This is a genomic window from Streptomyces sp. WMMC940 (genome assembly GCF_027460265.1).
Lineage (GTDB): Bacteria > Actinomycetota > Actinomycetes > Streptomycetales > Streptomycetaceae > Streptomyces.
On the sequence record NZ_JAPZBC010000001.1, the window covers coordinates 4,980,725 to 4,996,538 of the forward strand.

The window sequence follows — 15,814 nt, forward strand, 5'->3', positions numbered from 1 at the left end:
AAGGGTGCCGAACGGACGCAGGGGCGAGGGGATATGGCCTTGTTCAGGCCGATCCTGCCCCCTGTCGCGGCACGGCGAACGGGAGCAGGGCCACTGTTACGTTGTCGTGGCCCCCGCCGTCGAGCGCATGGCCGACGAGGACCTGCGCCCCGTGGAGCGGACGGCCCGCCGCGTCGGGTGGCAGGACCTGTGCCATCTCCTCCGGCGCCTCCGCGTAGTTCCACAGCCCGTCCGTGCAGACCACCACCACACCGGGGCGGTCCGGCTTGAACGAGGCGGTGTGCGGTTCCAGTTCGTAGGCGTCCGCGCCGAGCCACCCGGTGATCGCGTGCGCGCGCTCGTCCGCGTAGGCCTCTGCCTCGCTCATCAGACCGGCGGAGACCATCTGGGCCGCCCAGGAGTCGTCCTCGGTGAGCCGCGCGGGCGGGCCGCTGCGGTCGTCGGGGACCCAGTACGCCCGGCTGTCGCCGACCCAGCCGACCACGAGCAGTTCGCCGGCGGCGACGGCGCCCACCAGCGTGCACGCCGGAGCGTTCTGATGGCGGTGCGGGTCGTGCTCCATGGCCGCGCCGGGCTCCGCCGCCAGGGAGTTGACAGCGGAGGCGGCGGCCAGGATCGCCTCGTGCATGGCCTGCTGCGGATGCGTGCCCCGGGGCAGCGATGCCAGCAGGTGCTCGTTGGCCGAACTCGCCGCGGCCGAGGACGCGTCGTCGGGCCGGGTGGCCGAGGACACGCCGTCGCAGACGATCGCGATCACAGCCGGGGAGCCGTCGGGCAGGGCCGTGGACGACACCGCGAACGAGTCCTCGTTGCGGTGGTGCCGCAGCCCCCGGTCGCTGACCGCGGCCACCGAACCCAGCTCCTGCTCCATGTGGTCGCGCTCGCGCGGCTGGGCGTGCCCGCAGTTCTCGCAGTAGCCGTCGTGGTCCACATGCCCCGCACGGCACGCGACGCAGAGCTTCACGCCGGGCGGGGGCACGGCGGAGTGCCCGCCGGAGTGCCCGGCGGCGCGGGGGTCGGGCGCGGTCGGCTCGAAGTCCCCGGAGCCGGAGCCGGAGCCGGGGCTGAGCGGTGCGGGGCCCGGACCGGCGGCCGGGGACGCCCCTGGGGCGGCGGCGACTGCTCCGCCCGGCGCGGCCGGCCCGAACCGCGCGGCGGTGCCGGCTTCCTGTGCGGCCGGGCGTGCCGGTGCGACGGCCGGTGCGGCCTCCGGGCCGTCGAAGCGGACCGGCGTCGCGGGCAGTTCACGGCCGCCCGAGTCCGTACCCGGCACCTCACCGGGCCGCTGCGGCGTCCCCGGCCGGCCGGAGTCGTCCGCCCCGGGAGCCTCGGGCCAGTGCACGTGCGCACCCGTCGCGACCGTGGGGCCGTCCCGCGGCGGCTCGGGTACGGCCGACAGGTCGTACCCGCACGCTCCGCAGAACAGATCGCCGGATTCGAGTGGTTCCTCGCATCCAGGGCACTTCGACCGGGCCGCCTGTTGGGGCATCTGCGGCGTCATTCGCTCTCACCTCGCCTTGATGTGCCGGGCGCGCCTCGGTCCTTCCGCCGGAGGTCCGGGGACCTGTCCCCGCGACAGCACAGCATCACACCCACGTCCGGGGGCGGTAGCGGTTGGCCCGCTCCACCAGTTCGATGCGCTCCTCGCCGTTCGTCGCGAGCCGGGCGAGCACCCGGAACGAGCGTTCAAGGCCGAACCGCAGTCCGCGTTCGTCCAGTTCGCTGCCGAGCAGGACAGTTCTCGCCGGCCGGGCGCCGGCACTGCCGGAGAGTACCCAGTCCAGCGCCGTACCCAGAACCTCCGTCGACAGGCGCTCGCGGCGCAGGGCGTCCAGTCCGAGCCGTTCGAGTGCGGTGACCTGGTCGGCGGCGGCCGTCAGGTCGTCGATGAGCGGGTCCTGCACGGCGCGCCGCCGCAGCCGTGCCCGTACCGCAGCGACCCGGGCGGCCGTGTAGTGGATCGACGCCTCCGGGACGGAGTCCAGCGTGCGGACGGCCGCGGCACGGTCGCCGGCCGCGAGCTGCACCCTGGCGAGGCCGAACGCGGAGCTCACATGACTCGGATCGGTGGCCCACACCAGGCGGTAGTACTCGGCGGCGTTGTCCAGCTGGCCCAGCACCTCGGCGCAGACGGCGAGCGCCAGCTTGGGGGCGGCCTCGCCCGGGAACGCGTCGTAGACAGCGTCGAAGGACAGTGCGGCCGTCTCGTCGTCGCCGGTGACGAGCGAGGCGACGCCCCGGTACCAGACGACCCGCCAGTCGTCGGGGTGCCGGGCCTCGAGATCGGCCAGCGAGTTCGTCGCGGAGGTGAGCTCCCCCGTCTCCAGCCGCGCCCGGAGTTCGCGCAGTCGCAGCTCCACCGAGCTCGTGGGCGCGCCGTGCAGTGCGGCGATCAGCTCTGCGGGCGCGGAGGCCATCAGACCGGCGAGGAACCCCGCGTTGGGGTCGTCGGGGTCGACGCGGGGGACCGGCAGTGCCAGTGCGGTCGCGCGGACGTCGAGGTCCGCGAGGTGCGGCAGCGGGGCGGACGCCCGCTGACCGGGCCGTGCGGACGGTGCCGCCTGCGGGGGGACACCGGCCGGGATGGGCGGGTGGGGACGTGGGCCGGCCGGGCCGGTGTGCCCGGGGAGGCCCGCCGTTGCCGCGCCGGCGGCACCCGGTACGGCGGCGGCGTACGGATGGGGCCCGGGCGCCTGGACGGGTACCCGTCCGTCGGGCGCGGCCGACTGCCCAGCCGCCCCGCCGAAAGGCCCGGGTGCCTGCGGGGCGTTGGCCGCGGGGGGTGTGCCGCGGCCGCGGCGAGTGGGCCGCCGGGCGCCCAGCACCGAGACCTCGCCGTGGAGCTCCGCGAACAGCTCCGTGTCCGTGACGCGCAGCTCCGGGCCGAACAGGGTCGACAGCGAGGGGCGCGGTCGTCCCGTCTGGAGCGCCACGACCTCTCTGAGCACACCCGTCAGCTGGTCCGCCATTTCCTGCGCGGAGGCGAACCGGCGGGCCGGGTCGGGGTCGGTCGCGCGGACGAGGAGCCGGTAGAACGACTCGTACGTCCGGAACACCTCGATGTTGTCCGGGTCCGGGAGGGAGTCCACGAACACGTTCGTGTAGCCCTGGAAGTCGAACGTCAACACCGCGAGGGTGCGTGCCACCGTATAGAGGTCCGACGCGACGGACGGTCCGGCCTCGGCGACCTCCGGCGCCTGGTAGCCGACCGTGCCGTAGATCGCCGACTCGTCGTCGTCCATCCGCCGCACGGCGCCCATGTCGATCAGCTTGAGCTGGTCCTCGGTCTGGATGGCGTTGTCGACCTTGAAGTCGCAGTACAGCAGGTTCCGGCTGTGCAGGTGGCCGAGCGCCTCCAGAGCCTCGATCCCGTAGGCGCACGCCTGCTCGACCGGCAGCGGGTCGCGCCTTCCGTCGGGTGCGCGCCGCTCGTTGGCGATCTCCTTGAGGGACTTGCCGCCGACGTACTCCATGACGATGTAGCCGTCCATGGAGCCGGTCCGCTGGTCCAGGTGCTCGACGAAGTTGTAGATGCGGACGATGTTGGAGTGCTCGATCTCCGCGAGGAAACGGCGCTCCGAGATCGCCGCCGCCATCGCGTCCTGGTCGCCCGTGTCCAGCAGGCCCTTGAGGACGACCCAGCGGTCGGACACCGCCCGGTCGATGGCGAGATAGATCCAGCCGAGGCCGCCGTGCGCCAGACAGCCCATCACCTCGTACTGCCCGTGCACGACGTCCCCCTCGCGCAGCTTCGGCACGAACGAGTAAGGGTGGCCGCACTTGGTGCAGAAGCCCTCCGTGCGGCCCGCGCGGTCGCCGCGGGCGCGGCCCACCGGCGATCCGCAGTCACTGCGGCTGCAGAATCGCTTCCGCTCGGGGACCTCGGGCTCCGCCATGGCCGCGGAACGCGGGTCCGGGCGCGGTACGTCCGGAACCGAGACCAGCCCGGCTCCGAGCCTGTTGCGGCCCGAGGAGGAGGCCGAGGACCCCGAACTGCGGACCGACACCGAGCGGCCCGAGCCGCTCCCCGACAGCGATCGGGAAAGGCGGCCCGAGACCGACCGCCGTGACGTCGAGGAGCGCGACGACCGGGACGACCGGGAGCCCGACGCCGAGCTCCGGGGCTCCGAACGGCTGTTCCCGCTCCGGCCGCTACCGCCGCTCCGCCCGCCTCCCGTGATGCCGGTGGGCGGCGACGACAGCGCGCCGTTCCTCGCGACGACCGGGGCGAGTCCGCAGGTGTCGCAGTACAGCTCGCCGTCGCCGACGTCCTCGTACGCGCCCTCGCAGCCGGGGCGCTGGCATGCGCTCGCCGCCGTGCCGGGGGCTCCGCCGCTCGTGGTCGGAGGCGTGCCGCGCCGCCCGGCCTCGGGGGCGAGTCCGCAGGTGTCGCAGTACAGCTCGCCGTCGCCGACGTCCTCGTACGCGCCCTCGCAGCCCGGGCGGCTGCACTTCGTCAGATCACTCACGGCTCCCCCTGCCTGCTCGCCGGCCCCGTCGCCGGTGCCGCGGACGGGAGCCGCGGGGCGACGGTGACCTGTGCGCGGATCACGATTCCCCCTGCCGGCCGAAGCCGTCCACGGTGCCCGACTGCCGGGGCACCAGGACCTCGGCCGCGGCCCGCTGGTAGCGCAGGACCGCCTGCTCGGCGGCGCGCAGATCGCACGGAGCGCTCCACAGCATCCGGCGCGCCGCGTCGTACCGCTCGATCAGCAGCGGGTCCTCGGCCATGCCGTGCCGCGCGACCTTCGCCTTGTACGCGTCGAGCCGGCCGCGCAACTCCGCACGGACCGCGAGCGGAGCGGTCACGGCCGTCAACGACTCGCGTGCCCGCATCAGTTCGTCCTCGGCATCCCGCTCCAGGGACTCGAGCAGCGGGGACAGCCGGTGCCACTGGGCGTGCCTGCGGTACTCCGCTGCGGTGGCCAGCCGCTCCTGCAGCACGGTCGGCGGGCCGCTGACCGCGGGGACCTCGGACGCCGCGATCTTGGCCAGCACCTCACCCCGCGCGGCACGCGCCTCCGTGAGCGTGCGGTCCGCGCGCGAGAGCACGTCCCGCAGCCGCAGCAGCCGGGTCTCCGAGTCCTGCCGCACCGCGAGGACCGCCTCGATCTCACGCCGGACGTCCTCCAGCGAACGCGCGGCGCGGTCGTAGCGTCCCGTGTCGGGCCGGCCGCCGCCCGGCGCCGAACTCGCCGTCGCCGGCGACCAGAACGCCAGCGGGTCCGACACCACCTGAGCCCGGAGCGCGGACAGTTCGTGGGTGATCGACTCCAGCTCGTCGCCCGCCGGGTGCTCGCCCGGCCGCACGCCCACCGAGTGGGCCAGCGAACGGGTGCGTTGCAACTCCGCGGCGAGGAGGTCGATCCGCGCGGGCAGGGCCGACCAGACCGTGTCGGCGGCCACCACCACGTCCAGGGAGCGGGCGTACAGCGTGTTCATCCGGCTGACCAGGCCCTCCAGCGTGAAGCGCTCGGAGAGCTTGGCCGGGCCGGTCACCGACGGCGCGGGATGGGCCGCGGAGCTCGCGACGGTGACGCCGGCGCCGCGCAACCGGTCCGTGAGCGCCACCAGGTCGTCCCGGCTCGGCCAGCGGCGCCGCGCCCGCAGTTCGCGCGCCGAGCGCAGCGCTCCCGCGTACGCGTCGAAGTAGCCCCACAGCAGGGTGATCGCCTGCTCGGTGGAGGCCCAGCGGTCCTTGGTGACACCCGTCAGCTCCGCACCCTCCAGGAGCCTGCGGCCCGCGTGGTCCTGGAGGGCGAGGAGCGAGGTCTCGATCGCCTCGTGCTCCTCCCCGAGCCGCGCCAGCGCACGGTCCACCTCGTCCCGGTCCATTACCGGCCCGGGGGGTCCCGCGACGCCCATCGATCACCTCTCCGCTCGTGTACTCGGATCCACCGCCGGACGTCCCGGCCGGCCCGGCTTTCCCGCCGGGTGGCCCGCTTCCGCCGGCTGTCTTCCCAACGGTCTCAATTGTCCCGGTACTTCGGCGCCGGGGGACCCGGTATTCCGGGCAGGTCCTTCTGCAGCCACTTGGCGTACGCCTGCGTCCAGGGGCCCGTCCGGTACTCCTCCAGCACCTTGTTGACCCTGCGGACCAGGTCGTCCCTGCCCAGTCTGGTGGCCACGCCGTAGTACTCGGTGGTGAAGGGCCTGTCGCCTTTGAGTTCGACGGATGGGTCCTGTGCCGCCTGTCCCGCGGCGAGGGCCGCGTCCGTCACGACCGCGTCCACCTCGCCGAGCTGGAGCCGGACCAGGCAGTCCAGTTGGTTGGGGACCGTGAGCCTGTCCCGGTCGCCGGGGCCCTCCTCGTCCTCGTCCCTGAAGACCGCTCCGTGCGGGTCCTTCTCCAGCGCGTCGTACGCCGTCGAGCCCTCGGCCGAGCACACCCGCCGGCCCTTGAGGGACCCGTCGAAGCCGGTGATCGCCGACTGCCGGGGGGCGAGCACCTGCTGGCCGGTCTGGAAGTAGGCCGTGGAGAACGCGACCTGCTTGATCCGGGCGCAGTTGATGGTCATCGTCCGTACGACGAGGTCCACCGTGCCGTTGTTGAGCGCCGTGATCCGCTGGTTGGTCGGGACAGCCCGGAAGATGATCTTCTCGGGATCGCCCAGGATGTCCCGTGCGATCGCCCGGGCCAGATCGATGTCGAAGCCCTCCAGGCGGCCGTCCGCCCGCCGGTAGCCCCAGCGGTAGCTGTTCTGGTCGACGCCGACGATCAGCTTGCCGCGCTGCTTGATCTCCCCGATCGCCGGGCCGTCCGCCGAGGACGGCCGCAGGGACGCCTCCGGGCTCGTGCAGTCGTCCGCCTTCGCGGGCGGTACCGCCGCCGGATCGGCACCCGGGGTCACCCCGGACGGCGGTCCCCCGTGCGAGAGCGGCACCAGGGTGAGGGCGGCGGTCAGCGCACAGGCCGCCGCCATCCCGGCGACGCCGCCCCAGCCGCGCAGCCGGCCCGCGAGGCGCCCCCGCCGGAGCGGAAGGCGCTGCCGGGCATCCGCGGCGGTCCCGGCCCGCGGTGTCACGTCCGGTGCCCCGTCCGGCATCGAGTCAGCCATCCCTCCCCCTCTCACCGGTACTCCGAAAGCCTGCGGCCGACGCCCAGGACGGCGCCGGCCGCCGCGAGGACGGCCAGTACGGCCGCGCCGACCGGCAGACCGGCCAGCGCCGCCCGGCCACCCTCGGCGGACTCGGTGAACTCGGCCTGCTCGTGGGCCAGTGCCTTCTCCAGCGCGGCGTCCACGCGGTCGAAGCACTGGCCCGTGGAGCCCTCGCTGCCGATCACCTTGGCCAGCGCGCCGTCGTAGTCGCCCGCCCTGTCCGTCTCACCCGCGTCCTGGTGCCGGTTCTTCCACTCCGACGCCGCCGAGACCGCGTCGGCGACCGGCGTACGGCCCTCGCCGTCGTCGGCGAGTCGCCCGGCGCGGTCGAGCGAGGCGGTGAGACTGCCCATGCCCGCCGTGTAGTCCGTCTCGTACTTGTCGCTCTTGCCGTCCGCGGTGAGCACCGCACCGCGCGCGACGAGGGTCAGGTTCTCGTTGGCCCGGGCCTTGAGGCTGCTGATCCGGGCGTCGTTGAGGACCTTCAACGACTCCTGCCCCTTGGCCCGGGCCTCGTCGAGCCCAGCCCTGGCGACGGCGTGCCCGATTCCCAGCCAGAGCAGCACCACCGTGGATGCGGCGGTGGCCGCGAGCAGCCCGTGGTTGAACACCCGGTTCGTACGCCGGTAGTTGCGGCGCTGCGCCCAGACCAGTCCGCCGAGCGCCACCACTCCCAGCCCCAGCGACAGGAAGGGCCACGGCCGGGCGTCACCGTGGTCGTCTTCGAGCCGGGCCGTCTCCTCCTCGTACAACTTCTGTGCCGCGGGGAGCAGTTCCGTGGTCATCAGCTGGTTCGCGTAGCGCAGATAGGCGCCGCCGAGGGGGAGGCCCTGGCGGTTGTTGGCCCGGGCCCGCTCGACCAGTCCCGTGTAGCGGGGGAGCTGTTCGTTCAGCGTGGCGATCCAGCGGCGCGAGTCCGTCGAACCGTCCGTGTTCCCGGCGGCCTTCACCAGCAGCCGTGAGGCGCTGGCGATGTCCGCGCGGTAGCGCTCCCGCACCGCCTCGGGCTCCTGCGCGCCGGCCAGGAAGCCGCTCGCGGCGGCCGTGTCGGCGTCGGCGAGCGAGCGGTAGATGCTGGCCGCGTCCGCGCTGAGCGGCTGGCTGCGGTTGACCACGGCGTCGGCCGACGAGGCGCGGTCGGTGATCTCGAGGGCCGTCACGGCGCCGAACGCCACGACCAGCGCGGCCAGTACGGCGCCGATGATCCGCAGCCGGCCCGGCTCCGTCGTCGCGGCGGCGCGCAACCGCTCCGTCGTCTCCGCCCAGGCGCTGCGCCGCGCGGGCGGCCCCGGCGGCTGCCCCGGCGGCGGCGCCGACCGGTCGGCGGAGGGGCCCGACCCCGGGCCGAGCGGTGGTCCCGGCTGTGCCGGGACGTGCGGCACCGGTGGTGCGGGCGGGCCTGCCGCGCTCGGCATCTGTGTCACTTGACCTCCCCCTCGGTCACTGACGGCATCCCACCTCCCGCGGGCGAGGGAGGACGGCTTCCGGCCAGAAGTATGGCCGCGGGGGCGGACATTCCACACCCAGGATTCACTGGATCTTGTGTCATCCCGCGTGTCGCGTCAATGCCGCCCCCTGTTCAGCGCCCCGTCCGTGAGTACGCCTTCAGCGTCCCTCTCATGAGTACGTCGCCGACGGCGGATCGGTTCCGCCCGGTGGGCCGGCCGCGTCGGCGTGCGTGGGGTGTGACCGCGTGCGTTCCCTTCTTCCGCGGGCCGCCGGCGCACGCCCCGGCTCGTGGCCGGACGTCCACTCCCGGGGGAACGCCCGGCCCTCGTACCGTGACCGCAGCCGGGCCTGTGCCCAGGACGGTGCGCCGAGGTGGTCGAGTCCCAGCAGCGCCGCGCCGAGGACGGGCGGTGCGGTCACCACGGAGAGGACGGCCTTCGGCGCCCGGGCGGCGAGCGACTCGGCGATGCCGCCGTCGAGCCGGGGGTGCCGCGCCGCCAGCACACCGCCGCCGAGCACCACCGGGACCTCCTCTTCCAGCAGCCCGAGCCGGCCGAGCGCCACCGTGGCCATCAGGACGACCTCGTGGGCGAGCCGGTCGACGATCGCGCAGGCGACGGCGTCTCCGGCGGCCGCCGTCGAGAACAGGACCGGGGCGAGCTCGTGCCGCCGGCCGGCCGCGATCCGCCTCAGATGCAGTGCCTCGATGAGCGCGTACATCGACGGCAGCCCGAAGTGCCCGGGCAGCGTCCGGACGAGTTCGGTCGGCTCCCCACGCCCGTCCTCGGCCCGCGCGGCGAACCACAGGGCCTCCTCCGCGAGGCCCGAGCCCCCTCCCCAGTCCCCCGAGATCCGGCCGATGGCCGGGAAGCGCGCGGTGCGGCCGTCCGGCGCCACGCCCACGCAGTTGATGCCGGCGCCGCAGACGACGGCGACGCCCCTGGGCTCGTCGGTCCCGGCCCGCAGGATCGCGAAGGTGTCGTTGTGGACCTCGCCCGTCCCGCCCCAGGGGCGGGCTCGTACCGCCGCAGTCAACTCGGCCTCCTCGACGGGGAGATCGGCGTTGGCCAGACAGGCGGAGACATGGGCGACGGATCGGATCCCGGCGGCGGCGAGGGCCTGCCGAACCGTGCCGTCCAGTGCGTCCAGCGCCGCCGCGACCCCCACCCGCGGCGGCTGGAACCCGCCGCCGCGGGCCGTGGCCAGGACCGAGCCCTGCGCGTCGACCACCGCCACGTCGGTCTTGCTGTTGCCGGCGTCGACTGCGAGGACGGCGGCCGGGGGACCGCCCGCCGCGGAGCCGCGGGCTGCCGGGTCGTTCACGCCCGGGTCGTTCACGCCCGGGTCGTGCGCGCCCGGGTCGTTCACGCCCACGGAAGGTGCTCCCGGTTGTGGGCGACCAGCCGCTCGGTGAGCGCCTCGGCGTGTTCGTACTGGCCGATCAGGGGGTGGGCCAGCAGCGCCTTGAACACCCGGTCGCGGCCGCCGCGCAGGGCCGCCTCCAGTGCCAGCTCCTCGTAGGCCGTGACGTTCGCGATCAGCCCGCCGCACAGAGGCCCGACGTCCGGTAGCGGCAGCGGAGCCGCGCCCTTGGTGCCGACGGTGGCCTGCACCTCGACGACGGCGTCGTCGGGGAGGAACGGCAGGGTGCCGTTGTTGTACGTGTTGACCACCTGGTGGGGGCTGCCCGTTCCCCCGAGGAGCGACGCGACGAGGTCGACGGCGGCCTCCGAGTAGTAGGCGCCTCCCCGCTGGGCGAGCAGTGCGGGCTTCTCGTCCAGCGAGGGGTCGCCGTACATCTCCAGGAGCCGCTGCTCCATCGCCGCGACCTGGGCGGCCCGGGACGGCTTGGTCCGCATCTCCCGGACGACCGCGTCGTGCGCGTAGAAGTAGCGCAGGTAGTACGACGGGACCACGCCGAGGCGGTCCAGGACCTGCCGCGGGAGCCGCAGGTCCCCGGCGATGGCGTCGCCGTGCTCGGTGAGCAGCCGCGGCAGCACGTTCTCGCCCCCCGGACCGCCCAGCCGCACACCCGTTTCCCAGGTGAGGTGGTTGAGGCCCACATGGTCCAGGTGGACGTCGCCCGGGGAGACGTCCAGCAGCGCGGCGAACTTCCGCTGCAGGCCGATCGCCACGTTGCACAGCCCGACCGCCCGGTGGCCGGCCCGGAGGAGGGCGCGGGTCACGATCCCGACCGGGTTGGTGAAGTCGACGATCCACGCGTCGGGTGCGGCGCGCCGCACCCGTTCGGCGATGTCCAGCACCACCGGGACGGTGCGCAGCGCCTTGGCCAGGCCGCCGGCGCCGGTCGTCTCCTGTCCGACGCAGCCGCACTCCAGTGGCCAGGTCTCGTCCTTCTCCCGCGCGGCCTGGCCGCCGACGCGCAGCTGCAGCAGCACGGCGTCGGCGCCCGCCACGCCCGCGTCCAGGTCGGAGCTGGTCGTGATGCTCCCAGGGTGGCCCTGCCGGGCGAAGATCCGGCGGGCGAGGCCGCCGACCAGGTCCAGCCGTCGGGCGGCCGGGTCGATCAGCACCAGCTCGCCGATCGGCAGGGTATCCCTCAACCGGGCGAATCCGTCGATCAGTTCGGGCGTGTAGGTGGACCCGCCACCCACGACCGCGATCTTCGCCCGCCGGGGGTTCGGGGGGTGTCCCCCGCTGGATTGCCGCATGCGTGTCAGCCCTTCACTCCGTTTGGTGCGACTCCCTCGACGAAGGTCTTCCGTGCGAGGAGGAACACGGCGATCACCGGTGCCGTGATCATCACGGTCGCGGCCCTCGTCGGGTTCCGGTCCGTCTGGTGCGCGCCCTTGAAGGACTCCGATCCGTGGGAGGGCGTCCGGGGCGGGGTTCTCCGAGGCGTGGATCCGCGGGCCGGAGCAGGCCTTCCAGCAGGAGGAGGAGTGGAACAGCGCCACCGCGGCGCTCGCCGGCCCCGCCATCGGCAGCACGATCCGCACCGTCGTGCCGGCGAGGCGGTCGCGGCGAGGGCCACGGCCGTGGAGCGGAGTCTTACGGGCAGCACCACGGTGTCTCCCTGGGGGTGGGGGCGGACGGGTCGGGGATGCGTGGAGTGCGGGATGCGGGTTCGTGACGCGGGGGTGCGGTTCTCGGGTCGCGGTTCAGCGGGAGGTGTCGAAGACCTCCTCGCGGGTGGCGGCCAGGGCGCTCTCCAGGGCCCCGCGCAGCACCGGGTGCTCCTGTACGGCACCGATGGCGAGCCGGGGTCCGGACGGGGCCAGCTCGGCGAGTTCCGACCGGACCCGCTCGCGCAGAGGTTCCCCGCCGGCCGCGACGAGCGGTCCGGAGAGGACGACGAGTCCGGGGTCGAGGACGGCGACCAGGGAGGCGAGGCCGGTGGCGAGCGCGGTCGCGAAGGTGTCCAGGAGGACGCGGTACGGCCCCTGTCCGGCAGCCGCGGCCCGCGCCAGCAGGCCGGCCGCCACCTCGTGGTGCGGGCCCTGCGGGACGTCGGCGATGCCCAGTTCGCGGGCCAGCCGGGGCACGGTCCGGGCACCGGCCAGCTCCTGGAAGCCGCCGCTGCCGGCCTCGGAGACCTGCCGCACGAGCGGAGTGCCGGGCACCGGCAGGAAGCCGATCTCGCCCGCGCCGCCGGTGAATCCGCGATACAGCCGGCCGCCGATGACGAGCGCGGCTCCGAGCCCCTCCTCGTTCCACAGCAGTACGAAGTCGTCCTGGCCGTGGGCGGCTCCGAGCCGCTGCTCGGCCACGGCGACCAGATTGACGTCGTTCTCGTACTCGACCGGCATGGGCAGCGCGGCCGCCAGTTCGGCGAGCAGCGTGGGGGAGTGCCAGCCGGGCAGGTGGGAGGCGTACCGCAGGCGCCCCGTGGCGGGGTCGAAGGCGCCCGGGGTGCCCACGACCAGGCGGTGTACGTCGCCCCGGGTGATCCCGGCGGCCTTCACCGCGCCGTCCAGTGCCTCGGCGACCTGTCCTACGACGCTCCCCGACCGCCGCCCTCGGGTCTCGGTGACGTGCTCGCCGACGATCGCGCCGGTGATGTCGGCGACGGCCGCGCGGACGCGCCGGCGGGTCACGTCGAGGCCGGCGGCGAAGGCGGTGCGGGCGTTGATCGCGTACAGCTGGGCGTTCGGCCCCGGACCGCCCTGGGTGGTGCCGGTGGCGACGACCAGCCCGGCGGCCTCCAGTCGGGCCAGCAACTGGGACGCGGTGGGTTTGGACAGGCCGGTCAGCCTGCCGATCCGGGTGCGTGAGAGCGGGCCGTGCTCCAGCAGCAGGTCGAGCGCCGCCCGGTCGTTCATGGCGCGGAGCACACGGGGGGTCCCGGGGGTGGTACCGGCCACGAGGCACCTCACTTTCCTGCGCGAACCGTTAGGAAACCTTCCTGTCTACTCGGAAACCTAGGTCGCCGTCATGGGCTCGTCAATACCCGGTGACCTCCGGCGGGTGCGGTATGCGGAAGGGCGTTCCTCACCCGCCGTTCCTCCGCGGCCCCCACCGATCCGCTCCCCGACGCGTGAGCGGGTCAGGGGGGTGGGGGCGGCACCGGACCCCCGGCGCGCGCCAGGGGACTCACCACCCCCCGGCGCGCGACGAGGGCGTGTTGCGCTGCTGACCTGTGTGGAACGGTCTCCGCTGGTTGCGTGCTCTCGACGTCGGCCCGGTGTCCGGGGCGCGGCGCCCGGGCGTCATGGCCCGTCCGTCGCCCCGCCCCGCGTGGCCGACGCGAGGGACTCCACGGTCCAGCGCTGGTCGCTCCGGTCGTCCACGGAGCGGAGTTCCAGAGGGACGGGGCTCTCCACCCATTCCGGATCGGGGACGAGCGCGACCGTCGGGGCGGACTTCGGCCGGATCGCGCCCGCGGGTTCGACGAGGAAGGCCATCTTGTCCAGCTTCTCCGGGTTGTCCGAGGAGCACGGTCGGATGCCGACCCCCGCTCCGTCCCCGTCCGCCTTCAGGCAGAACGTGGGGTCGTCGCGGTTGTGAAGCCGTCCCTGCGCGTCCAGGGCCCACTGCTGAGTGAGGGCCTGGGTGCACGGGGCCGCCACCGCGCCGCCGCGCTTGGTGAGCACCCCGTCCTCGATGTCCATGCACAGCCCGCTGCCCTTGTGCACGATCCGTCCGTAGTCGAGGTCGCCGGGCGGAACCGTGCTCCCCGCCCCCGGCTGTGTGGGGCCGGTTGCGGCGTTGCTCGGGGCTGCTGCCGAAGCGGACGGGCGGCCCTCGCCGCGGTCGGCACCCGTCTCCTCCCCGGAGTGACGCGCGGCGATGAGCAGAAGGGGAACCGAGACGGCGGCCACCGCGGCGACGGCACCGGCAACGCGCGCCCCGCGCCTCGGCGGGCGCCGTGCGTGGGCGGCACCGTGCGCCGGGCCGGGGTGTTCCCCCGCGTACCCGGATTCCGCCCCGCCACTGGGCGGCGGGGCGGAATCCGACGTGTGCCGCCCCTGGACGACGGCGGACGCGTACGCCGCTCCGTCCCGGTCGAGCAGCCCGTCGGCCAGCGCCGTGCGGAGGTCGTCGGAGAGCAGGATCAGTTGCGTCAGCAGTCCCTCGCACGCGAGGCATGTGTCGAGGTGAAGGGCGAGGTCGCCGCAGTGCGGACTGTCGTCCGCGACCGCCGCGGCCTCGACGAGGCGCCGGAAGCCGTTGCAGCGGGTGTCCCCGGCGCGCTCCGCATGCGCCTGGAGGAAGGCGTCGCGCAGGGTCTTCCGGGCCTTGGCCCGGAGGGCGGGGACGACGTCCGGTGCCACCCCGACGTAGGTCGCGACCCTCTCGTCCGGCTCCTGGTCCACGAGCGAGTACCACAGGACGCCCCTGGCGACCTCGGGAAGGGCGAAGAAGCCGTTGCGGAGCGTCTGCTTCTCCCACGACTCCGCCGGCGTGCCGTCAGGTCGTCCGCCGCCGCCCTCGCCGTGGTCGTCCGCCCAGGTGAGGAAGGAGGGCCTGAGCAGGGCCCGTCTGCCGGTCCGGGCCCAGCTTCGGGCTGTGTGGTGCACGTGCGTCAGGACGAAGTGGCGCCAGGTGCCGAAGGGGTCGATACCCGAGCGGGCTGCCTCGGCCGCCCGCTCCAGCGCCTCGTGTGCCAGCCGGTCGGCGGCCGTCCGGCCCCGGGTGCACAGCTGCGCGCAGATGACCGCGTACGAGAGGTGACGCTGCTTCAGTTCGTCCTCGGGGCTGTGGCCGGCTGCGCCGCGTGAGCGGATGCGCTCGGCGAGTTCCGTGTCCGTCGGCTCCGCGCGGCCACCGCCCCAGGACACCGTTGTCGAACCGACCTTCTGCAGCCTCGGCATCGGGCCCCTCACTTGCTGCGCCGCTCCGCGTCCGATGTGCTTCGGACGCCGCAGAGGGGCGGTCGTTACGGGGGAACGGTCTGGTCCCGCTCAACTCCTGGACCCCGTAATGCGGTTGGGAGGCCTTTATGATGAAGGACCGGGCTCGCCGGCGGAAGGTGTTTCCGCTGGTAAGTTCCCTGTGCGGCGTGGAATGTGCGTGATGTCCGGGGATCTCAACGGCGGCCCGGGGCGCTCGCTCGGTCCGGTGCGGTCTGCCGGTCCCACCCGGTCCCCGCACGGCTCGTCCACACCCTTCCAGATCTTGATCACAGGGGACGGAAGGGCGGATCTCCCGAACGGAGAGTGCGATCCGCCGCAGCGGGCCGTTCGTGACGGTGCCCGCTCACCTTCGAGTCGGCTCGCCCCGCACAGCCGGTCGGGCACCCGATGCGGCGCGGCGTGCTCGCAGGCGTCTTCGCACCCAGTCACCGGTCTCCCCGACGAATCCGAGGAGAGCGGCGGAGGCGGCACACGCCGTCGGGGAGGCGGGCCGGCCGATGGCCCAGCCGATGAGCCACAGGCCCAGGGCGAACAGCAGCCACCACGCGATGAGGGATCCGCCGAGCCGCCACCGGCGGGAGCGGCCGCTCATCGGGCGGTGGCCCCGGCGTCCCGGGTGGTGAAGGCCACCGTCGTGCATTCCGCGACGGCCGGTGCGCCGCCGAGGGCCGTGGCGGGCCCGGCCGCGGCGGGGCGGGGTGTCGCGTCCACCGGTGCGACCTCGTAGCGGGTCAGGGGCGCCCTCCCCCGGGGATGCGTCGGCGCCGGGAGGGCGACCTGCCGCCGGGGTGCCCGGCCCGTGGGCGGAGCCACGCCGGTGGGCAGGAGCGTGAGGGTGAGGACGGCCAGGCCGGTCCACTGCCAGATCACAGGTCGTCGGTTCCCATCGCAGAGAGGCCAGGCCGATTCCGGCCGTCCTCGGTGGCGAGCAGGATACGGCAGGCCCCG

General features: G+C 74.3%; 9 protein-coding genes and 2 pseudogenes. All 11 read right to left on the minus strand.

Features of this window, described 5'->3' with window-relative positions; genetic code table 11:
* Positions 1 to 43: 43 nt before the first annotated feature.
* The 11 genes and pseudogenes from O7595_RS21920 to O7595_RS21970 all read right to left on the minus strand — a co-directional run bounded on the left by O7595_RS21920 (position 44) and on the right by O7595_RS21970 (position 15,736).
* Positions 44 to 1,501: a protein phosphatase 2C domain-containing protein gene (locus tag O7595_RS21920; RefSeq protein ID WP_269730347.1), complete on the minus strand. Its 1,458-nt coding sequence runs from the start codon at positions 1,499 to 1,501 to the stop codon at positions 44 to 46.
* An 85-nt stretch (positions 1,502 to 1,586) separates the two neighbouring features.
* Positions 1,587 to 4,469: a tetratricopeptide repeat protein gene (locus O7595_RS21925; RefSeq protein ID WP_443071692.1), complete on the minus strand. Its 2,883-nt coding sequence runs from the start codon at positions 4,467 to 4,469 to the stop codon at positions 1,587 to 1,589.
* A 79-nt stretch (positions 4,470 to 4,548) separates the two neighbouring features.
* Positions 4,549 to 5,835: a hypothetical protein gene (locus tag O7595_RS21930; protein ID WP_269730348.1), complete on the minus strand. Its 1,287-nt coding sequence runs from the start codon at positions 5,833 to 5,835 to the stop codon at positions 4,549 to 4,551.
* Between the two features lie 134 nt (positions 5,836 to 5,969).
* On the minus strand, positions 5,970 to 7,058 hold the full coding sequence (locus O7595_RS21935; RefSeq protein WP_269730349.1) for a glutamate ABC transporter substrate-binding protein: 1,089 nt from the start codon (positions 7,056 to 7,058) through the stop codon (positions 5,970 to 5,972).
* Between the two features lie 11 nt (positions 7,059 to 7,069).
* Positions 7,070 to 8,515, minus strand: coding sequence for a hypothetical protein (locus tag O7595_RS21940; protein WP_269732578.1), 1,446 nt, complete (start codon positions 8,513 to 8,515; stop codon positions 7,070 to 7,072).
* 361 nt (positions 8,516 to 8,876) lie between these two features.
* A pseudogene (locus O7595_RS21945) lies at positions 8,877 to 9,872 on the minus strand (N-acetylglucosamine kinase); the annotation flags it as partial.
* A 41-nt stretch (positions 9,873 to 9,913) separates the two neighbouring features.
* A complete protein-coding gene (locus O7595_RS21950) occupies positions 9,914 to 11,221 on the minus strand; it encodes a 6-phospho-beta-glucosidase (protein WP_269730350.1) in 1,308 nt (435 codons plus the stop codon).
* Positions 11,222 to 11,226: 5 nt separating this feature from the next.
* A pseudogene (locus O7595_RS21955) lies at positions 11,227 to 11,515 on the minus strand (carbohydrate ABC transporter permease); the annotation flags it as partial.
* 156 nt (positions 11,516 to 11,671) lie between these two features.
* Positions 11,672 to 12,874, minus strand: coding sequence for an ROK family transcriptional regulator (locus tag O7595_RS21960; protein ID WP_269730351.1), 1,203 nt, complete (start codon positions 12,872 to 12,874; stop codon positions 11,672 to 11,674).
* 345 nt (positions 12,875 to 13,219) lie between these two features.
* Complete coding sequence (locus O7595_RS21965) at positions 13,220 to 14,824, minus strand: ricin-type beta-trefoil lectin domain protein (RefSeq protein WP_269730352.1); 1,605 nt, start codon at positions 14,822 to 14,824, stop codon at positions 13,220 to 13,222.
* A gap of 630 nt (positions 14,825 to 15,454) precedes the next feature.
* Positions 15,455 to 15,736 (minus strand): hypothetical protein, encoded by a 282-nt coding sequence (locus O7595_RS21970; RefSeq protein ID WP_269730353.1) that lies wholly within the window; start codon positions 15,734 to 15,736, stop codon positions 15,455 to 15,457.
* Positions 15,737 to 15,814 lie beyond the last annotated feature (78 nt).